We start from the raw sequence: 18,338 nt of genomic DNA on the forward strand, positions 1-18,338 counted from the left end.
GCCCCCGCGTTGACCCCCGTCAGCCTGCTCCTTAGGATTCCGAGCGATGACGTCGTTCACATTTCCGCTTCGCGCCGCGGCTGCGGCCCTCGCCGGCCTGATGGCGATGACGCCCGCCGCCGAGGCCCAGATGCCGGGCGGCCTGCCGATCATCCGCGACACGGAGATCGAGAATCTCCTGCGCGACTACGCGCGGCCGCTGTTCCGCGCCGCCGGTGTCGGCGGCAGCCAGACCAACGTCATCATCGTCAACAACCGCGGCTTCAACGCCTTCGTCGCCAACGGCCGCCGCATCTTCATCAATGCCGGCGCCATCCTCGATTCGCGCACGCCGAACGAGCTGATCGGCGTCATGGCCCATGAGACCGGCCACATCGCCGGCGGCCATCTCGCCCGCCTGCGCGAGGCAGTGGAGCGCGCCCAGATCATCGCCGCCCTCGGCATGATCGTCGGCGCCGCGGGCGTCGCCGCGAGCGCTGCGACCGGCGGCGGCCGGTCCGGCGTCGGTGAGGCTGCGCCCGGCGCCATCACCGCCGGCGCCCATATGGGCATGCGCTCGCTCCTGTCCTACCAGCGGGGCGAGGAGGCGGCCGCCGACCGCGCCGCCATCAACTACCTCAACGCCACCGGCCAGTCGGCGAAGGGCATGGTCGAGACGTTCCGCCGCCTGCAGAACGAGACCATGTTCGTCGCCCGCCACGTCGACCCCTATACGGTCAGCCACCCCATGCCGGCCGACCGCATCGCCATCATCGAGCCGCTCGCCAAGGCCAGTCCCCATTACGGCAAGGTCGATCCGCCGGCGCTGGACGCCCGGCACCAGCTGGCGCGCGCCAAGCTCGCCGGCTTCCTCGACCGGTCGGACGCCATCACCCGGCGCTATCCCCCGTCCGACACGTCGCTGCCGGCGCGCTATGCCCGCACCATCCAGATGTTCCGCTTCGGTGACCGCACTCGCGCCGCCGGCATGGCCGACGACCTGATCCGCTCCCAGCCGAACAACCCCTATTTCCACGAGATCAAGGGGCAGATCCTGCTGGAGACCGGGCAGCCCGCGGCCGCCATGGGGCCGCTGCGTCGCGCCGTGTCGCTGGCGCCCAATGCCGGCCTCATCCGGATCATGCTCGGGCACGCTCTCGTCGCCTCCGGCAACAATGCCGTGCTGGACGAGGCCATCCGCGAACTGCGTCTCGCCCTCCAGCGCGAGCCGGAGGCCGGCGACGGCTATCGCCAGCTCGCCATCGCCTATGGCCGCAAGAACGACCGCGGCCAGGCCGATCTCGCCTCCGCCCAGGCGGCCTATCATTCCGGCGACCTGGCGACCGCGCGCGGTCTCGCCCGCCGCGCCCAGGGCTCGCTGCCGACCGGTTCTCCCGGCTGGCTCATCGCCGAAGACATCTACAATCAGCGCCCCCGGCGCAACTGAGGACGTAATCCATGTTCAAGCGCCTGATCGCGCCGGCCCTCGCGGCCCTGCTCGCCGTGACCGCGCCCGTCCTCGCCCAGTCGGCGCCGCCGACGGCCGAGGAGCGCGCCCGCATCGAATCCATGATCAGGGACTATCTCCTGAAGAACCCGGAAATCCTCCAGGAGGCGCTCGTCGAGCTCGAAAAGCGCCAGGCCCAGGCCGAGGACCGCGCCCGCGCCGCCGCCTTCGCCGCCAACCGCGACGCCCTCTACCGCTCGCCCAATCAGGTGGTGCTCGGCAATCCCCAGGGCGACGTCACCCTGGTCGAGTTCTTCGACTACAATTGCGGCTTCTGCAAAAGGGCGCTGCCCGAGACCATGGAGCTGCTGCGCTCGGATTCGCGCCTGCGCATCGTGCTGAAGGACTTCCCCGTCCTCGGCCAGGGCTCGGTCGAGGCGGCGCAGGTCGCCGTCGCCCTGAAGATGCAGATCGCCCCGCCCAAATATCTCGAGTTCCACCAGAAGCTGCTCGGGGGCCGCGGCCAGGCCAACGGGGCCCGCGCCCTGGAGGTCGCCCGCGAGGTCGGCGCCGACATGACGCGCCTGCAGCGCGACATGCAGTCGCCCCAGGTCCAGCAGACGCTCGCCGAGAACATGCGCCTCGCCGAGATGCTGCGCATCAACGGCACGCCGACCTATGTGGTGGGTGACGAGGTGGTGGTCGGCGCGGTGGGCCTCGAAAAGCTGCGCGAGAACCTCGCCCGCGCCCGCACCGCCTGCGCCGCCCAGCCCAACATGTGCTGAGGCGGGGGCGCGGCCTCGCAAGGGCGGCGAACCCGCGCCGTCCTCCTCGTCAGTCCCGGGCCAGGCCCGCGCATGACAACCTCTGAGCGCACCTGACAAAAAGGGGACCCGCGGGTCCCCTTTCTCGATCAGCCCGAACGGGCAGGGGGCTTTGCCCTCACTCGCGGACGTCGAAGCGGTAGGACTTCGACACGATGCGCCAGCCCTCGTTGAGCTTCATCAGCACCAGATAGTCGGTGAAGAAGCGCGGCAGAAGCGCGCACTGCACCTTCACGAAGGCGGTGCTCTCGTCCGAACGGTCCACCGTCACCACGAAGTCGTGGCGCGCATGGCCCTGGCCCTTGGCCGAGGGGCGCTTGGCGACCCGGTCCAGCCAGTCCTGGTAGGGCAGGACCTGCAACTCGCCCTTGTCCTGCCAGCGCAGATCGGCGGTCGGATGGAAGGCGGCGCCGAGCTTGTCGACGTCGCTCTCGTAGAGCCCGTCGAAATAGAGCTGGATCACCGCCTCGACGGTGGAACGGTCATAGGCGGGCGTCGGCTTCAGGGCTTGTACGGCGGTCATGTGTCGCCTCCTCAGGCTGGTATGCGGGGCGTGAGCAAAGCACAGCCGGGGCTCCGGCGAAACAGGCGGGCGCTTGCTCCCCGCCTGGCCGTTGGCCATAGTGCGCCGCAACCGACGGGGCAGTCAGCCGGAGCCGTCGAAGCCGGGAGACCATCATGATTCAGGAGCTCATCAACCGCGTCGCGGCCGCTGCCGGCCTCGACGAAGGGCTCGCCGCCAAGGCCGTCGGCATGATCCTCGGCTTCCTCCAGAAAGAGGGTCCGCAGGCCGAGGTGCAGCAGATGCTGGCCGCCCTGCCGGGCGCCGAGGGCCTCATCGCCCAGAGCGAGGGCGGCGGTGGCGGCGGCCTCATGGGCATGATGGGCGGCATGATGGGCGGCGGCATCATGGGCCTCGGCGCCAACCTGATGGGCGCCGGCCTCGACATGGGCCAGATCTCCACGGTCGGCAAGGAACTCATGGCCTTCGGCCGCGAGCACGCCGGGGAGGACGTCATGGGCCGCATCGTCGCCGGCACGCCGGGCCTGTCGCAGTTCGTCTGAGGCCGATCGTTAGGGACTCGCAGGGGTCGTCGCCGCCTCTTCACCTCTCCCCGACGGGGAGAGGAAAGGCCGCAGGCCGGGTGAGGGGGCAAGCCTGCGCCGTTTGCTCTCCCCCGCACCCGCCTCGCTGTCGCTCGGCGACCTCTCCCCGCCGGGGAGAGGTGACGCTGCGGGACGCTGCGGCCGGAGAGGCTCCCCCCTGCAACCCCTGGATCCCTTATCCCCCCGCTGCGCTCGGCCGGGGATGGCGGCCGACGGAGGCGGCATCCGCTCCCGTCCCGCGGAAGAGACGACCCCTGCCACGCCCGGTATTGACAGCGCCGGGGGCTTGGCGTCCAAGGCTGCCCCATGGCGCCATCGTACACCCCCGACCCCATCCCGTCCGGCGGGCCGCTCGGCCGTTTCCTGCGTAACGACCGCCCCGCCGTCATGGGCATCCTCAACCTGACGCCGGATTCCTTCTCCGACGCCGGGCGCTTTTTCGACCCCCTCGTCGCCATCCGCCATGCCGAGCGCATGGCGCATGAGGGCGCCGATATCCTGGACATCGGCGCCGAATCCACACGGCCCTACGGCGGCGCCGAGCCCGTCGATCGCGACGAGGAGATCGCCCGCCTGGCCCCCGTCCTGCCGGAGGTGGTGAAGCTCGGCCTGCCCGTCTCCATCGACACGATCAAGGCGGAGGTCGCCCGCTGGGCGCTCGACCAAGGCGCCCTCATCGTCAACGACGTCTGGGGCCTGCAGCGCGACCCCGCCATGGCGCCCCTCGTCGCCGAGCGCGGCGTTCCCGTCGTCGTCATGCACAACCGTGACGGCGCCGATCCCGACCTCGACATCATGGCCGATGTGCTGGCCTTCCTCGCCCGTTCCGTCGCCATCGCCGAGGCCGCCGGCATCGCCCGCGACCGCATCGCGGTCGATCCCGGCATCGGCTTCGGCAAGACGCCGCTTCAGAGCATCGAGACGCTCGCGAAGCTCGACCGGCTGAAGGCCCTCGGCCTGCCCGTGCTGGTCGGCGCCTCGCGCAAGCGCTTCATCGACCTCGTCGACCCCTCCGGCGTCGACGAGCGCATCGGCGGGTCCCTCGCCTCCCATATCCTCGCCATGCAGGCGGGAGCCGCCATCATCCGTGCCCACGACGTCCGCGAGACGGTACAGGCGCTGAAGGTGGCTGCCGCCATCGGGAACGCCGCATGACCGACCGCATCTTCCTCAAGGGCCTGCTGGTTCATGCCCATCACGGCCTCCTGTCGCACGAGAGCGAGGTCGGCCAGCGCTTCGTCATCGACCTCGACATGGCGCTCGACCTGTCGGCCGCGGCGGCGAGCGACCATCTCGCCGACACCGTCTCCTATGCCGACGTCGCCGCGGTCACCGTCCGTACCTTCAAGGCGCGCAACTTCAAGCTGTTGGAAGCGGCGGCCGGCGCCGTGGCCGACGCGATCCTGTCCGCCTTCCCGCCCATCGCCGCCGTGACGGTGACGGTTCACAAGCCGCATGCGCCCATCGCCGCCATCTTCGACGACGTGGGCGTGGTCATGACGCGCCGGCGCCCCTCCTGATGGCCGAGGCGCTCATCGGCCTCGGCGGCAATGTCGGTGATGTTCGGGAGACCCTCGACCGTGCGGTCGCGGCCTTCTGCGACGGCACGGCCGTGCGGCTCCTCGCCCGTTCCGCCGACTACGAGACGCCGCCCTGGGGCGTCACCGACCAGCCGGCCTTCGTCAATCTCTGCCTGAGGATCGCCACCGATCTCCCTCCGCGCGAACTCCTGAAGCGGGCGCTGGCGGTGGAGGCCTCCCTCGGCCGCGACCGCGCTACGGGGCGGCGCTGGGGCCCTCGGCCGGTGGACATCGACATTCTCGCTTATGATGATGTGGTCCTCGACGAGCCCGACCTGCACCTGCCGCATCCGCGCATGACGGACCGGGCCTTCGTCCTGGTGCCGCTGGCGGAGATTGCGCCCGACTGGGTCGTCGGCGGTGTCCGTGTCGGAGATCTCGCCGCGCGCATCGACAGCGCGGGCGTGACGCGCCTGCCGGACCGTCCCTAGGCGAAGCTCACGCGCGCGCGCCCCTGCGGGCTGAGGCGGATATGCGCGGCCGCGAGCATCTGCGGCATGACCTCGACGAAGGAGATGTCGGTGGCATCCAGCGCCGCATCAAGGGCGGCGGCGACGGCCGAGCCCTTCCGGGCGATGATCAGGTCGCTCATGTCCGTGCTGGTCAGCGCGACGGGCACGAAATCCGCGCGCTTCAGGAAGCTGCCCACCGCCTCCAGCACCCCGAGGTTCTGGTTCATGCCCTTCTGGCTGTGGCAGCAGTCGTTGAGCATCATCACGCCGTCCTCGGCCAGCAGGTGCTGGTAGTAGAGGAGGTCGCGCAGCACATATTCGTACTGGTGGTTGGCATCGACGTAGATGAAGTCGAAGGCGCCGTCGCCGTGCCGGTCGCGGATGCGCGCGAAGGCGGAGATGGTGTCGTCGCGGATGATCTCCACGTCGCCGCGCCCCTCGAAGCGCTGGCGCGCGACCTCGTAGGTCCTGTCGAAGGTGGCCTGGTCGGAGAGGCTGCCGCCGAAATAGCGCTCGAAGGCGGTCAGCGGCAGGATCCAGGGCGGTAGCCTGTCGAAATGGGAATAGGTCTTCAGCGCCTCGGCGCTCCAGGCGTCGACCAGGACGGAGTGGCGGGTCCCCAGCACATCCATCAGCCGCGTGGCGTTGTCGCCCTTGTGGACGCCGAGCTCGATCATCGCGGGCTGGCGGCCGAGCGTCGTGAAGGCGCCGGCGACGACGTCGTAGAGGCGGGCGCGGGGGCAGTCGACGACTTTCATCAGGCGATCCCGTTGACGGTGGCGGTCGGTGCCATGGCGGGGCGGATCCAGGGGGCTTCGCCGCTGTCCCACAGGCCCTCGAGCAGTTTCAGTGCGCGCAGCGTGTCGGCGGCGAGCCAGAAACCCTCGTGCCGGTAGGCGCCGAGGCGGCGTTCGTTGGCGAGCGTCTCGAACAGGCCGTTGAGGGTCGCGCCGCGGGCGGAGAGCGCGGGATGCTCGAAGACCGCGGGATCGAAGATGGCGAAGCCACCGTTGATCCAACCCTCGCCGATCTGCGGCTTCTCGACGAAGCCGGCCACCTTGTCGCCGTCGAAGCGGATGCCGCCGAAGCGCGAGGGCGGACGCACCGCCGTGACGGTCACCAGGTGCCCGCGGCGGCGGTGCTGATCGACGACGGCCCCGACGTCGACGTCGGAGACGCTGTCGCCATAGGTGACGATGAAGGGCACTTGCCCGAGGACGTCGCGAAGGCGCATCACCCGCTCGCCCGTCTCCGTGTGAAGGCCCGTGTCGACGATCCGCACCCGCCAGTGATCGTCGGGACCACCGGTCCGGTCGATCTGCCGGCGGCCGGCATCGATGGCGAGGTCGCCGGCCGTGTCGACCTCGTCGAGGAAGAAGCGCTTGATCTTCTCCGCCTGCTGCCCGGCGGCGACGACGAAATCGTCGAAACCCTGCAGGCAGAAAGACCGCATGATGTGCCAGAGGATGGGACGGCCGCCGATGTCGAGCATCGGCTTCGGCGCCAGGTCGCCGTCGGCCGACATGCGCGTGCCGCCGCCGCCGGCGAGGATCACCACCTTCATGCAAACCCCGCTGGAGCCTGTTGGTTCTCGTCCGTTTTGCGGCGATCGTGGTTAACGCCGGGTAAAGGCGGCGCGCCGGAACGGGCGCTCCGCCCAAAGGACGCCTTCCCGCAGGCGCGCCGTCGTGGCATCGAAGGGGCCATGACCACAGCCACGACCACGCCCGCCGCACCGCTCGCGCTCGCCGCCGAATTCCCGCCAGCCACGGAAGCCCAGTGGCGCGCCGCCGTCGACGCGGTTCTGAAGGGCAAGCCCTTCGACAAGGTGCTGGTCGGCCGCACTGCCGACGGCATCCCCGTCCAGCCGCTCTATCCGCGCAAGGAAGGCGCCGCGCCGCTCGCGGGCCGGGCACCGGGCATCCCCTGGACCATCGCCCAGCGCGCCGACCATCCCGATCCCGCAGCCGCCAACGCCCAGGCGCTGGAGGACCTCTCGGGCGGCGCCTCCGGCCTCGTCGTGGTCACCCGCGGCGCCATCGGTGACCGGCGCGGCGACGCCATGGTGATCGACGGCCTCGCCGATCTCGATGCCCTCCTCGCCGGCGTGATGCTCGACCTCATTCCCCTGCGCGTCGACGCCGGCACCTCCGCCGGGCACGTCGCCGCCATTCTGGCGGCGAAGGCGGAACGCGACGGGCTCGATCCGAAGAGCCTCACAATCGCCTTCGGCATCGATCCGATCGGCGCCTTCGCGCGGCGCGGCACGCTGGAAAGCTGGAATGGCACCGCCGCCAAGGCATCGGATGCCGTCCTCGCCCTGCGCGCCCGCGGCTTCGCGGGTACGCAGCTCCTGGCCGACGGCCGCGTCATCCACGACGCCGGGGGCTCCGAGGCGCAGGAGCTCGCCTATGTGCTCGGCACCGCCGTCCAGTACTGGCGCATGCTGGAGGCGGCGGGTCTGCCGCTCGGTGAGGCGGCGCGCGCCCTCTCCGTCGTGCTCTCCGTCGATGCCGACCAGTTCCTCTCGGCCGCCAAGATCCGCGCCATGCGCAGGCTCTGGGCGCGGCTGGAGACGGCCTGCGGTCTCGCGCCCTCCCATCTCGACCTTCATGCCGAGACGGCCTGGCGAATGGTGACGAAGGTCGATCCCGCGGTGAACTGGCTGCGCACCACCACGGCGGTCTTCGCGGCCGGCATCGGCGGCGCCGACCATGTCGTCGTGGAGCCGTGGACCGCCGCCATCGGCCTGCCGGACGGCTTCGCCCGCCGCGTCGCCCGCAACACCCAGCTCATCCTCATCGAGGAATCGAACCTCCACCGCGTCGCCGACGCGGCGGCGGGCTCCGGCGGCATCGAGGCGCTCACCGACGAACTCTGCCGGCGGGCCTGGGCCCTTTTTCAGGACTGGGAGGGGGCAGGGGGGATCGTCGCCGCGCTATCGTCCGGCACTGTCCAGGCCGCCGTCGCCGGGGTCCGTGCCGAACGCGCGACGGCCATCGCCCGGCGCCGGGCGCCGCTCACTGGCGCCTCCGAATTCCCCAATGTGCGAGAGGCGGTTCCCGAGGTGCTGACGCCTCCGAAGCGCGAGACCCGGCGCGGCGCGGCGCCCATCGAGCTGCCCGAGGCGGCCGGAGGCGAGCGTTTCGAGGCCCAGGTGAGGGCTTTCGCAGGCGGTGCCATCCGTTCGGCCCTGTCCCGGCTGAAGAGCGATACCATCTTCGTCGATCCCCTGGCGCCCGCCCGTCTCGCCGAGCCCTTCGAGGCGCTGCGTGCCGAGCTCGACGCCCTCGCCGCCGCCGGCACCCGGCCGAAGGTCTTTCTCGCGGTCATCGGACCCGTCGCCGCCTTCACGGCGCGCGCCACCTTCGCCCGCAACCTCTTCGAGGCCGGCGGCTTCGACGCGCCCATCCCCGAGCCCTTCCCCGACGCTGCCGCTCTCACCGCCGCCTTCCGGGCGAGCGGCGCCGCGATCGCCTGCCTGTGTTCGACGGACGAGCTCTATTCGGCCGAGGCAACGGATGTCGCGAAGGCGCTCAAGGCGGCAGGTGCCCGCCAGCTCTGGCTCGCCGGCCGCCCCGGCGATCTCGAGCAGGGCCTGAAGGCCGCCGGCATCGACGGCTTCATCCAGGCCGGCGGCGACGTGCTGGAGGTTCTGCGCACGGCCCGTGGTGCCCTCTGACGCACCCCATGGTTTGACGGGTGATCGCATTTTTGCGATGATCGCCCTCCATGACCTGATCGGTCGAGACGTTGAACGCGACGGTGGACGGTGAAATCCTGAGCTTGCCGCCGGAGTTTCAAGGCAAGCTCTTGAGGATGATCGACGCCGTCCAGGTTCTGGGTCCGATGGGCCTGCCGCGCGACTGGTCGAAAAGCTTGGGCGACGGCCTGTGGGAGCTGCGACTTCAGGGACGCGACGGGATCGCCAGGGCCATCTACGTGACGGCCACCGGGCGGCGCGTCGTGATCGTCAGGGTCTTCGTGAAGAAAACACAGAAGACGCCGGGGCACGAAATGGAACTGGCGCGCAGGCGCGCCAAGGAGATCCGATGACGGAATGGACGGTTCTGCGCGAAAGGATGCTGGTGAACCCTGCGGTCCGTGCCGAATATGACGCCCTTGCGGACGAGTTCGCCCTCGTGGAGGAACTGATCAAGGCGCGCGCCCATTCGGGCCTGACCCAGGAGGAGATCGCCCGCCGCATGGGCACGACCCAGTCCGTCGTGGCGCGGCTGGAGAGCGGCAAGTCCATGCCCTCGACCCGCACCTTGAAGAAATACGCCGAGGCGACCGGCACCCGCCTCGTCATCCGTTTCGAGCCGGCGGCGTGACACTCACCCTTTTCGCCGTCTTGCGCTTCGCCCCGAATTCGCGTCCCTGACGCTTAAACACGCTTCATGACCGGGAGAGGTCCATGACCCGCATCCCAGACTTCACGACCATCCCCTTCGCCGATGCAGCCCCGGCCGCCACCGGTGGCGCCACCTGGCTGACGCCGGAGGAGATCGCGGTGCGCCCGGTCCATTCCGAGGCGGATCTCGCAGGCATCGACTTCCTCGACACGTACCCCGGCATCAAGCCGTTCCTGCGCGGTCCTTATCCGACCATGTACGTGAACCAGCCCTGGACCATCCGGCAATATGCCGGCTTCTCCACGGCCGAGGATTCCAACGCCTTCTACCGGCGCAATCTCGCGGCGGGCCAGAAGGGCCTCTCCGTCGCCTTCGATCTCGCCACCCACCGCGGCTACGACAGCGACCACCCCCGCGTCTCCGGCGACGTCGGCATGGCGGGCGTCGCCATCGACAGCATCTACGACATGCGCACGCTGTTCTCCGGCATCCCGCTGGACCAGATGAGCGTGTCCATGACGATGAACGGCGCGGTGCTGCCGATCCTCGCGCTCTACATCGCCGCGGCGGAAGAGCAGGGCGTGCCGCAGGCCAAGCTCTCCGGGACCATCCAGAACGACATCCTCAAGGAGTTCATGGTCCGCAACACCTACATCTATCCGCCGAAGCCCTCGATGCGGATCATCTCCGACATCTTCGCCCACACGGCGAAGGAGATGCCGAAATACAATTCCATCTCGATCTCCGGCTATCACATGCAGGAGGCCGGGGCGACGCAGGACCTCGAGCTCGCCTACACGCTGGCCGACGGTGTCGAATATATCCGCGCCGGTATCGCCGCGGGCATGACGGTGGACCAGTTCGCGCCGCGCCTGTCCTTCTTCTGGGCCATCGGCATGAACTTCTTCATGGAGGTGGCGAAGCTGCGCGCCGCGCGCCTCCTCTGGGCGAAGCTCGTCAAACAGTTCGACCCGCAGAGCGACAAGTCCCTGCCGTTGCGCACCCACAGCCAGACGTCGGGTTGGTCGCTGACCGCTCAGGACGTCTTCAACAACGTCGTGCGCACCCAGATCGAGGCCATGGCGGCGACTCAAGGCCACACCCAGTCGCTGCACACCAACGCCCTCGACGAGGCGCTGGCCCTGCCCACCGACTTCTCCGCCCGCATCGCCCGCAACACCCAGCTCTTCTTGCAGCAGGAGAGCGGGACGACCCGTATCATCGACCCCTGGGGCGGCTCGCTCTATGTCGAGCGCCTCACCGCCGACCTCGCGGCGAAAGCGTGGGAGCACATCCAGGAGGTCGAGGCCCTCGGCGGCATGGCGAAGGCCATCGATGCCGGCATCCCCAAGCTGCGCATCGAGGAGGCCGCCGCCAAGACCCAGGCCCGCATCGATTCGGGCGTCCAGTCGGTGATCGGCGTCAACAAGTTCCGCCCCGACGGCGAGAAGCCCATCGATGTGCTCAAGGTCGACAATTCCGCCGTCCGCGCCAGCCAGATCGAAAAGCTCAAGCGTCTGCGCGCCGAGCGCAACCCGGCGGAGGTGCAGGCGGCGCTGGACGCGCTGACCGCCGGCGCGGCCGGCAACGGCAATCTCCTCGCCCTCGCGATCGCTGCGGCCCGCGCCAAGGCCACCGTCGGCGAGATGTCCGATGCCATGGAGAAGGTGTTCGGCCGCCACAAGGCCGAGATCAAGGCCATTTCGGGGGTCTACAAGCGCGAGGTCGGCGCCATGAACGAGAACGTCTCGAAGGTCCAGCACATGGTCGAGGCCTTTGCCGAGAACGAGGGCCGCCGCCCCCGCATCCTCGTCGCCAAGGTCGGCCAGGACGGCCACGACCGCGGCCAGAAGGTCATCGCCTCCGCCTTCGCCGATCTCGGCTTCGACGTCGACATCGGACCGCTCTTCGCCACCCCGGCGGAGGCCGCCAGGCAGGCTATCGAGAACGACGTCCACTGCGTCGGCGTCTCATCCCTCGCCGCCGGCCACCTGACGCTGGTGCCGGAGCTCAGGGCGGAGCTGGAAAAGCAGGGCCGCGACGACATCATGATCGTGGTGGGCGGCGTCATCCCGCCGCAGGATTTCGACGCGCTCTACGCGGCCGGCGCCTCCTCCATCTTCCCGCCGGGCACGCCCATCGCCGACGCCGCCATCGACCTCATGGACAAGCTCAACGCCAAGCTCGGCTACGTGCAGGCGGCGGAGTAGGGCCGGGCCGCCACGCGCCCTGCCGGCCGCAACCCTCCCTTGCGGCCGCAAATTCGGTCGATCGAAACGGTTGAACTGGCCGCCGTTCCGGTGCAGCTTTCTGTGATCACAGACAAGGACCGGATCAACCGGCCTCATTTTGATCTCGGGAGGATCACCATGACTGACTTCACGCGTCGTCACCTCATGGCCGGCGCCGCCGGCCTCGGCCTCGCTTCGCAACTTTCCGCCCCGGCCATTGCCCAGAGCTTCCCCGCCCGCCCGATCACGCTGGTGGTGCCCTGGGGCGCCGGCGGCGGCACCGACGCCACCGCCCGCATCGTCGGCTCGCTGATGGAGAAGGAGTTCGGCCAGCCGGTGAACGTCGTGAACCGCACGGGCGGCTCCGGCGTCGTCGGCCACTCGGCCATCGCGACGGGCGCGCCCGACGGCTACACGATCGGCATGATCACCGTCGAGATCTCGATGATGCACTGGCAGGGCCTCACCCAGCTGAAGCCCGACAGCTACACGCCCCTCGCGCTGATGAACGAGGATCCGCCGGGCGTGCAGGTTTCCGCCTCCGGCCCCTACAAGGACCTCAAGACGCTCGCCGACTTCATCAAGGCCAATCCCGGCAAGCTGAAGGCCTCCGGCACGGGCCAGGGCGGCATCTGGCATCTCGCCCTCGTCGGCTGGCTCGGCGCCATGGGCCTGCCCGCCAATGCCGTGCCGTGGGTGCCGTCGAACGGCGCTGCGCCTGCCATGCAGGACCTCGCGGCCGGCGGCATCGACATCGTCACCTGCTCGGTGCCGGAGGCCAAGGCCATGCTGGACGCCGGCCGTGCCAAGTCTCTCGCCATCATGGCGGCGGCGCGCAACCCGCAGTTCGCCGACGTGCCGACGCTGAAGGAGGCCATCGGGGTCGACTATACGGTCGGCGCCTGGCGTGGCATCGCCGCGCCGAAGAACCTGCCGGCCCCGATCGCCGAGCGCTACACCTCGGTGCTCAAGAAGATCAACGAGTCGAAGGAGTTCCGCGACTTCATGTCGGCCCGCGGCTTCGGCGTGAAGTGGGCCGACGGTGCCGGCTTCGCCAAGTTCATGGACGAGGGCAACACTGCCATGGGTGTCGCCATGAAGGCCGCCGGCCTCGCCCGCCAGGCCTGATCCACTCTCCCGGGGAGCGGCCCGCGGGCCGCTTCCCTCCATCTCTGCGGCGAGGGCATCCCCGTGCGGTTCAACGATCTCGTCAGCGGGGCGATGCTGATCGCCGCCGCCCTCTTGGTCATCGTGCTGACGTCGAAATTCCCGGATTTTCCCGGCCAGAACTACGGACCGGCAGTTTTCCCGCGCCTGCTCGCGGTCCTCCTCATCCTCTGCGGCGTGATGATGATGATCCGCGGCTTCGCCGCCTGGCGGGCCGGCGAGCCGCTGGCCGACATGCCGTCCTGGGCCCGCGACCCGGCGAACGTGGTCTCCGCCCTGCTCGTCCTCGGCGCGGCCCTCGCCTACATCCTTGTCCTCGATGCCGTCGGCTTCGTACCGCTGACCATCGTCGTGCTGCTCGTCCTCTTTCTCTGGTTCAAGGTGCGGGTGCCCGTGGCGGTCGTCACCGCGCTGGTGGCGGCCTTCGGCGTCAACTGGTTCTTCGCCAGCCTGATGCGCGTGCCCCTGCCGCGCGGCCTGATGGACTGGATCCTGTGAGGAGCGCCCGATGACCGTCGACATCCTCTTCCAGGCCTTCGCCCTCGTCTTCCGCTGGGACGTCATCCTCATCATTCTGGCGTCGGGCCTGTTCGGCATGTTCGTCGGTGCCATGCCAGGCCTCACCGCCACCATGGCGACGGCCCTGCTCATCCCCGTTACCTTCTTCATGGACCCGGTGCCGGCGCTCGGCGCCATCGTCACCGCCACGGCCATGGCGATCTTCGCCGGCGACATCCCGGCCGCCATGCTGCGCATGCCGGGAACACCGGCCTCCGCCGCCTATACCGACGAGAGCTACCTGATGGGCCGCAAGGGCCTCCTCGACCTCAATCTCGGCACCAATCTCGTCACCTCGGTGCTGGGCGGTCTCATCGGCGTCGCCATCCTCGTTCTCGCCGCGCCCGCCCTCGCCGAATTCGCCCTGGCCTTCTCGAGCTTCGAATATTTCTGGCTCGCCGCCCTCGGGCTCACCTGCGCCGTCTTCCTCGCCACCAACGATCCCCTCAAGGGCTTCGCCTCGCTCTTCATCGGCCTCGGCCTCGGCACCATCGGCATCGACCCGGCGGCGGGCTTCCCGCGCTTCACCTTCGGCTCGGTCGAGCTCATGCAGGGCATCAGCTTCATCCCAGCGATGATCGGCATGTTCGCGATCTCCGAGCTGCTCCGCGGCGTCACCAGCATGGGCGCTGCCAGCGAGGCCGCGCTCCAGCAGGTCGGCAACGTCTTCAAGGGCGTCGGCGGGGTGCTCCGGCAGTACTGGGTCAATTTCCTGCGCGGGTCTGGCATCGGCGTCGTCATTGGGGCGCTGCCGGGTGCCGGCGCCGACATCGCCGCCTGGATCTCCTACGCCGTCTCCAAGCGCTTCTCGAAGGAGCCGGAGAAGTTCGGCACCGGCCATGTCGAGGGCATCGTGGATGCCGGCGCTGCCAACAACTCGGCGCTCGCCGCCGCCTGGATCCCCGCCCTCGTCTTCGGCATCCCCGGCGATTCCATCACCGCCATCGTCATCGGCGTGCTCTACATGAAGGGCATGAACCCCGGCCCCACCGTGTTCCTGCAGAATCCGCAGCTCATCTACGCGGTTTTCATGATCTTCGTCCTCGCGAACCTGCTGATGCTCCCCCTGGGATGGGCCATCATCAAGTCGGCGAAACAGGTGCTGCGCGTGCCGAAGAACATCCTCCTGCCGATGATCCTCATCTTCTGCGTCGTCGGCTCCTACGCCATGACCAACTCGGTCTACGGCATCATCATCATGCTCGTCCTCGGCGTCTTCGCCTTCATGCTGGAGGAGAACGGCTTTCCCATCGCGCCGATCATCCTCGGCCTGGTGCTCGGCGAGATGTTCGAGCAGAACTTCATCACCTCGATGATCAAGTCGGACGGTTCCTTCCTCGCCTTCTTCGCCCGGCCCATCGCCGGCATGCTCGGCGTCGCCACCATCGCCATCTGGCTGATCATGCTCTGGCGGATGGGCCCCTGGGCAAAGGCGAAACCTGCGGCGGCGTGAATTTGACCGTCCGTCGGGCTGCTGGTAGCCGGTCGTGATGACCGGCTACAGGCTCGCCATCTTCGACTTCGACGGCACCCTCGCCGACAGCGCCGACTGGGTCTTCGGCATCATGAACGACGTCGCCCGTCGCTACGGCTTCCGCGAGATCGACGCGGCGGAGCGCGAGGCGCTGCGCGGCCGGCCGAACCGCGAGGTGATCCGCGCCCTCGGCGTGCCTGTCTGGAAGCTGCCGCAGATCGCCGCGCACATGCGCAGCCTCGTCCGGGAGAAGGCTGACGACATCCCGCTCTTCCCCTGGACGCCGGGGCTGCTGGCCGAACTGGCCGATGCCGGGGTGAAGGTCGCCGTCGCCAGTTCCAACGACCGCGACACGATTTTGAGCATCCTGGGGCCGGAGACCGCCGTCCACGTCTCCGCCGTCGAAGGGGGCGCCGCGCTGTTCGGTAAGGCGGCGAAGTTCCGCCGACTGATGCGGCAGTTCGGTGTCTCGCCCGCCGAGACCGTCTGCATCGGCGATGAACATCGTGACGTCGAGGCGGCGCAGCAGGCGGGCGCCGCCAGCATCGCCGTCACCTGGGGCTTCGCCACCCTGCCGGCGCTCGCCGCGGCCCGCCCCACGGCGCTCGCCGCCGACGCCGCCGAACTCGCGCGACTCATCCTCTCGGGCAGATCCTGAACCGGCTGGCCCAGGGGGCGACGGTCTTGCACCGCAGGTGGCAGCCGGCTTCGTTCAGGCTCAGTCGGCCGGTACCGCAGGCGGGGACGTTACCGGCTCCGCCGAGGGCAGCGGCTCGGCCGTCACGGCCCTGGCGCTCTCCGGCTGGCCGGCCATCGGCCGCTGCTCCTGGGGCGGCCGGAGCTCGGACGGGAGCGGCGGGGCCTCGGCCACCCGCGGCAGCGAATCTTCGATCACCGGCGGCTGGCTGATCTTGCCGCCGATCAGCCGCACGATCTCCGGCGCTTCGGCGAAGGTGCCGTGGCGGATCAGGTCGGTCCAGCCCGTGGCGCTCATGGTGAAGACGCGCACGCCGAGCCCCGAAATGATGCGGCGGTGTTCCGGATTGCGCACGTCGAGCGCGCCGACCCTCTGGCGGTCCCACGCGACCGTCGAGGAGACGGCCAGGGCCCGGTCGTCCGACTGCACGAAGAGCGAGACACGCGAGGGCCGGGAGATCCGCGCCATCTGCTGGCGGAACACCTCGACGTCGAGGTCGGGCGCCGCGAGGATTACCTCGCCGAGCCGGCCGCCCAACTCGCCGTTGCCGGCGATCGACACCTGCCGCAGGGCTTCCATGGTCAGGAAGGCGCCCATGGAATGGGCGAGGATGTGGATGCGCCCGACGCCGGGCGTGCGACCGATATCGGTGAGCAGCCTGTCCAGCGCGTCGCGAGAGGCCGTGGCGACCTCGCGGTCGCCGCCATAGGCCAGCACGCGGCGGTAGCTCGGCCAGGTGAAGAGCACATGGGTGCCGCGGAAGCCGCCGTCGGCCGCCACCTGCACGACCCGGAAGGCGGCCTCGTCGTAATCAGTGTTGAAGCCGTGCACATAGACCAGCACGTCGCGCCCGTCATAGGGCTTGGCGTTGACCGCCTCGCCCAGCTGCCGGCGGAAGGCGTCGGGAGTCAGCGCTGCCCGGTCAGCCAGCACGGCATGACGGCTGGGGCTCTCCGGCGTGATCTGCGGGCGCGGGATGGTGCCCGTGGCGCGGCCCGGCGGCATGGTCACCACCTGGCGGTAGAACCGCGCCCGTTCGGCCGAGGGCGCGCCGAGCCGGTCGCCGGGGAAGGCGGGGCGGGTGGAGGCGACGAAGACGGGGGTTGCCGTCGGCGCGGCCGCAGGCGCTGTCAGCGCGCCGATCGAACCGGTCACCGTCGACAATCCCGTGCCGAAACAGCCGCCGAGCGTCAGCGTCGCGACCGCCAGGGCGGCGAGGCGCAGGACGGGGAAGGGTGCGGCGACGGGGGCGGTCGACGGCTCTGGCATGCGGTACGGGACTCGGATCGGTCAGGAATGGCGGGGCAGGGCCCCTGGGGTCCTGCCGCCTAGCGGGCGGGCATGGCCGCAATGGGGCGGGAGGGAGGCGCCGCCATCATCCGAATCGCTCGCCTCCGGAGCGTGGCTTTGATACCACGCCGCCATGCGTGCCCTTCCCGATCCCTCAGAGCTTGCCGAGGCCATCCGCGCCGGTGACCGCGCCGTGCTCGCCCGCGCCATCACCCTGGTGGAATCGACGAAGGCCGAGCACCAGGCGGTGGCGCGTCGGCTTGTCCAGATCCTGCTGCCCCACACCGGCGGCTCCATCCGCATCGGCATCACTGGCGTGCCCGGTGCCGGCAAGTCCACCACCATCGACACGTTCGGCACCAATCTCACCGCCGCCGGCCACCGCGTCGCGGTGCTGGCGGTGGATCCCTCCTCCTCGCGCACCGGCGGGTCGATCCTCGGCGACAAGACGCGCATGGCTCGCCTCGTCAACGACGAGAACGCCTATGTCAGGCCCTCGCCCTCATCGGGCACTCTCGGCGGCGTCGCCGCCAAGACGCGGGAGACGATGCTGCTCTGCGAGGCGGCGGGGTTCGACGTGATCCTCGTCGAGACGGTCGGCGTCGGGCAGTCGGAGACGGCGGTGGCCGACATGACGGACCTGTTCCTCGTGCTCATGCTGCCCGGCGCCGGCGACGAGCTGCAAGGCATCAAGAAGGGCATCCTGGAACTCGCCGACATCATCGCCGTCAACAAGGCCGACGGCGACGGGGCGCTGCGCGCCAAGGCCGCCGCGGCGGAATACCGGGCGGCGCTGCACATCATGGCGCCGAAATCGCGTGTCTGGTCGCCGCCGGTGCTGATGATCTCCGGCCTCGCCAATCAGGGGCTGGACGCCCTGTGGGAGCAGATCGGCGTCTTCCGGACGAAGACCGAGGCCTCCGGCGACTTCGCCGCCCGCCGCCGTGCCCAGGGCGTGCGGTGGATGTGGACCATGCTGCACGAGCGTGTCGCCGACCGGCTGAAGCGCGATCCCGTGCTCAAGGCCCGCCTGCCGGCGCTGGAGGCGGACGTCGCCGCGGGTCGCCTCGCGCCCATGGTGGCGGTGGAGGAGATCGCCGGGGTGCTGGGGATCTGAGACGCCGACGCGCCTCGGGGGCAGCACAGGGCTCTCCTTCGCCTCTCCCGGCGGGGAGAG

The 18,338-nt window shown here is 69.8% G+C and carries 19 protein-coding genes; 15 read left to right on the forward strand and 4 right to left on the reverse strand.

Annotation, left to right across the window (positions count from 1 at the left end):
• The first annotated feature begins 46 nt into the window (after positions 1–46).
• Positions 47–1,426 (forward strand): M48 family metalloprotease, encoded by a 1,380-nt coding sequence (locus tag C6569_RS02345; RefSeq protein ID WP_106747326.1) that lies wholly within the window; start codon positions 47–49, stop codon positions 1,424–1,426.
• An 11-nt stretch (positions 1,427–1,437) separates the two neighbouring features.
• Positions 1,438–2,211, forward strand: coding sequence for a DsbA family protein (locus C6569_RS02350; protein WP_106747327.1), 774 nt, complete (start codon positions 1,438–1,440; stop codon positions 2,209–2,211).
• A gap of 157 nt (positions 2,212–2,368) precedes the next feature.
• On the opposite strand, the gene C6569_RS02355 is transcribed toward C6569_RS02350, so the two are convergent.
• Positions 2,369–2,773, reverse strand: coding sequence for a nuclear transport factor 2 family protein (locus C6569_RS02355; RefSeq protein WP_106747328.1), 405 nt, complete (start codon positions 2,771–2,773; stop codon positions 2,369–2,371).
• Positions 2,774–2,931: 158 nt separating this feature from the next.
• Between C6569_RS02355 and C6569_RS02360 the strand changes: the two genes are divergently transcribed.
• From C6569_RS02360 to folK, 4 genes are all read left to right on the forward strand, one after another.
• A complete protein-coding gene (locus C6569_RS02360) occupies positions 2,932–3,315 on the forward strand; it encodes a DUF2267 domain-containing protein (protein WP_106750861.1) in 384 nt (127 codons plus the stop codon).
• A 348-nt stretch (positions 3,316–3,663) separates the two neighbouring features.
• A complete protein-coding gene (folP, locus tag C6569_RS02365) occupies positions 3,664–4,512 on the forward strand; it encodes a dihydropteroate synthase (protein ID WP_106747329.1) in 849 nt (282 codons plus the stop codon).
• Positions 4,509–4,877, forward strand: a complete 369-nt coding sequence (gene folB / locus C6569_RS02370; RefSeq protein ID WP_106747330.1) for a dihydroneopterin aldolase — start codon at positions 4,509–4,511, stop codon at positions 4,875–4,877. The genes folP and folB overlap by 4 nt, the downstream gene beginning before the upstream one ends.
• A complete protein-coding gene (gene folK, locus C6569_RS02375; protein WP_106747331.1) occupies positions 4,877–5,368 on the forward strand; it encodes a 2-amino-4-hydroxy-6-hydroxymethyldihydropteridine diphosphokinase in 492 nt (163 codons plus the stop codon). Before folB ends, folK begins: the two co-directional genes overlap by 1 nt.
• Here the strand turns inward: folK and C6569_RS02380 are convergent.
• Positions 5,365–6,147, reverse strand: a complete 783-nt coding sequence (locus C6569_RS02380; RefSeq protein ID WP_106747332.1) for a class I SAM-dependent methyltransferase — start codon at positions 6,145–6,147, stop codon at positions 5,365–5,367. The genes folK and C6569_RS02380 overlap by 4 nt on opposite strands.
• Positions 6,147–6,953 (reverse strand): sugar phosphate nucleotidyltransferase, encoded by an 807-nt coding sequence (locus C6569_RS02385; protein ID WP_106747333.1) that lies wholly within the window; start codon positions 6,951–6,953, stop codon positions 6,147–6,149. Before C6569_RS02385 ends, C6569_RS02380 begins: the two co-directional genes overlap by 1 nt.
• 141 nt (positions 6,954–7,094) lie before the next feature.
• Between C6569_RS02385 and C6569_RS02390 the strand changes: the two genes are divergently transcribed.
• The 8 genes from C6569_RS02390 to C6569_RS02425 all read left to right on the forward strand — a co-directional run bounded on the left by C6569_RS02390 (position 7,095) and on the right by C6569_RS02425 (position 15,832).
• The gene (locus C6569_RS02390; protein WP_106747334.1) at positions 7,095–9,071 is read left to right on the forward strand and encodes a methylmalonyl-CoA mutase subunit beta; all 1,977 of its coding nucleotides are present in this window, start codon (positions 7,095–7,097) and stop codon (positions 9,069–9,071) included.
• A gap of 71 nt (positions 9,072–9,142) precedes the next feature.
• A complete protein-coding gene (locus C6569_RS02395) occupies positions 9,143–9,445 on the forward strand; it encodes a type II toxin-antitoxin system RelE/ParE family toxin (RefSeq protein ID WP_245898213.1) in 303 nt (100 codons plus the stop codon).
• Positions 9,442–9,723 (forward strand): helix-turn-helix domain-containing protein, encoded by a 282-nt coding sequence (locus tag C6569_RS02400; RefSeq protein ID WP_106747335.1) that lies wholly within the window; start codon positions 9,442–9,444, stop codon positions 9,721–9,723. Before C6569_RS02395 ends, C6569_RS02400 begins: the two co-directional genes overlap by 4 nt.
• Positions 9,724–9,806: 83 nt before the next feature.
• On the forward strand, positions 9,807–11,954 hold the full coding sequence (scpA, locus tag C6569_RS02405) for a methylmalonyl-CoA mutase (RefSeq protein WP_106747336.1): 2,148 nt from the start codon (positions 9,807–9,809) through the stop codon (positions 11,952–11,954).
• Positions 11,955–12,113: 159 nt separating this feature from the next.
• Positions 12,114–13,103, forward strand: coding sequence for a Bug family tripartite tricarboxylate transporter substrate binding protein (locus C6569_RS02410; protein ID WP_106747337.1), 990 nt, complete (start codon positions 12,114–12,116; stop codon positions 13,101–13,103).
• A 63-nt stretch (positions 13,104–13,166) separates the two neighbouring features.
• On the forward strand, positions 13,167–13,640 hold the full coding sequence (locus C6569_RS02415; protein ID WP_106747338.1) for a tripartite tricarboxylate transporter TctB family protein: 474 nt from the start codon (positions 13,167–13,169) through the stop codon (positions 13,638–13,640).
• 10 nt (positions 13,641–13,650) lie between these two features.
• Positions 13,651–15,153, forward strand: a complete 1,503-nt coding sequence (locus C6569_RS02420; protein ID WP_106747339.1) for a tripartite tricarboxylate transporter permease — start codon at positions 13,651–13,653, stop codon at positions 15,151–15,153.
• A gap of 37 nt (positions 15,154–15,190) precedes the next feature.
• Positions 15,191–15,832 carry an HAD hydrolase-like protein gene (locus tag C6569_RS02425; protein ID WP_106750862.1) on the forward strand — a complete coding sequence of 214 codons (642 nt, stop codon included), beginning with the start codon at positions 15,191–15,193 and terminating at the stop codon, positions 15,830–15,832.
• Between the two features lie 60 nt (positions 15,833–15,892).
• Here C6569_RS02425 and C6569_RS02430 read toward each other — a convergent pair whose 3' ends face one another.
• Positions 15,893–17,140, reverse strand: a complete 1,248-nt coding sequence (locus C6569_RS02430; protein ID WP_106747340.1) for an alpha/beta hydrolase — start codon at positions 17,138–17,140, stop codon at positions 15,893–15,895.
• A gap of 154 nt (positions 17,141–17,294) precedes the next feature.
• Here C6569_RS02430 and meaB point away from each other — a divergent pair, with 154 nt between their 5' ends.
• Complete coding sequence (gene meaB, locus C6569_RS02435; RefSeq protein ID WP_106747341.1) at positions 17,295–18,278, forward strand: methylmalonyl Co-A mutase-associated GTPase MeaB; 984 nt, start codon at positions 17,295–17,297, stop codon at positions 18,276–18,278.
• Positions 18,279–18,338: the final 60 nt, after the last annotated feature.

The organism is Phreatobacter cathodiphilus (assembly GCF_003008515.1).
GTDB lineage: Bacteria > Pseudomonadota > Alphaproteobacteria > Rhizobiales > Phreatobacteraceae > Phreatobacter > Phreatobacter cathodiphilus.

Excerpts from the sequence above, each read along its gene's own strand:
- C6569_RS02345 (WP_106747326.1), top strand. The coding sequence starts at position 47 with ATGACGTCGTTCACATTTCCGCTTCGCGCCGCGGCTGCGGCCCTCGCC.
- C6569_RS02350 (WP_106747327.1), top strand. The coding sequence starts at position 1,438 with ATGTTCAAGCGCCTGATCGCGCCGGCCCTCGCGGCCCTGCTCGCCGTG.
- C6569_RS02355 (WP_106747328.1), bottom strand. The coding sequence starts at position 2,773 with ATGACCGCCGTACAAGCCCTGAAGCCGACGCCCGCCTATGACCGTTCC.
- folP (WP_106747329.1), top strand. The coding sequence starts at position 3,664 with ATGGCGCCATCGTACACCCCCGACCCCATCCCGTCCGGCGGGCCGCTC.
- folB (WP_106747330.1), top strand. The coding sequence starts at position 4,509 with ATGACCGACCGCATCTTCCTCAAGGGCCTGCTGGTTCATGCCCATCAC.
- folK (WP_106747331.1), top strand. The coding sequence starts at position 4,877 with ATGGCCGAGGCGCTCATCGGCCTCGGCGGCAATGTCGGTGATGTTCGG.
- C6569_RS02380 (WP_106747332.1), bottom strand. The coding sequence starts at position 6,147 with ATGAAAGTCGTCGACTGCCCCCGCGCCCGCCTCTACGACGTCGTCGCC.
- C6569_RS02385 (WP_106747333.1), bottom strand. The coding sequence starts at position 6,953 with ATGAAGGTGGTGATCCTCGCCGGCGGCGGCGGCACGCGCATGTCGGCC.
- C6569_RS02390 (WP_106747334.1), top strand. The coding sequence starts at position 7,095 with ATGACCACAGCCACGACCACGCCCGCCGCACCGCTCGCGCTCGCCGCC.
- C6569_RS02400 (WP_106747335.1), top strand. The coding sequence starts at position 9,442 with ATGACGGAATGGACGGTTCTGCGCGAAAGGATGCTGGTGAACCCTGCG.
- scpA (WP_106747336.1), top strand. The coding sequence starts at position 9,807 with ATGACCCGCATCCCAGACTTCACGACCATCCCCTTCGCCGATGCAGCC.
- C6569_RS02410 (WP_106747337.1), top strand. The coding sequence starts at position 12,114 with ATGACTGACTTCACGCGTCGTCACCTCATGGCCGGCGCCGCCGGCCTC.
- C6569_RS02420 (WP_106747339.1), top strand. The coding sequence starts at position 13,651 with ATGACCGTCGACATCCTCTTCCAGGCCTTCGCCCTCGTCTTCCGCTGG.
- C6569_RS02425 (WP_106750862.1), top strand. The coding sequence starts at position 15,191 with ATGACCGGCTACAGGCTCGCCATCTTCGACTTCGACGGCACCCTCGCC.
- C6569_RS02430 (WP_106747340.1), bottom strand. The coding sequence starts at position 17,140 with ATGCCAGAGCCGTCGACCGCCCCCGTCGCCGCACCCTTCCCCGTCCTG.
- meaB (WP_106747341.1), top strand. The coding sequence starts at position 17,295 with ATGCGTGCCCTTCCCGATCCCTCAGAGCTTGCCGAGGCCATCCGCGCC.